A 281-nucleotide genomic window follows, 5' to 3' on the forward strand; every position below is an offset into this window, starting at 1 on the left:
CGGCAGCGTTGACCAGATCGATCAGCGGTGAGGAGATTTTGGCGAAGGTGCCGATTTTAAGGTCGCGCTCGCTCTGGCGGCTGCGGCCGTGGTTGTCGGCGGTGCGGATATCGACGCTTTGGGCGGCAATGTCGATGTCGCGGGCGGCGGCAACATCACTGCCGGTTTGGCGGTAGGCACCGCCGGCATCTATCCGTACGCTGCCTTTCAGGCTGCCGATTTGGCTGGCGGCCTGCCGGGTTTCTTCGCCCTCGTTCTCGCGGCGGTTTTTCATCCAGCCG

The 281-nt window shown here is 64.1% G+C and carries 1 protein-coding gene; it reads right to left on the reverse strand.

Annotated elements, in window-relative coordinates:
* Positions 1-281 (reverse strand): hemagglutinin repeat-containing protein (locus ACTHRE_RS11135; protein ID WP_440345127.1); only part of this gene is annotated, 281 nt, incomplete at both ends.

It is taken from the genome of Neisseria sp. P0001.S007 (assembly GCF_051963655.1).
Classification (GTDB): domain Bacteria; phylum Pseudomonadota; class Gammaproteobacteria; order Burkholderiales; family Neisseriaceae; genus Neisseria; species Neisseria subflava_A.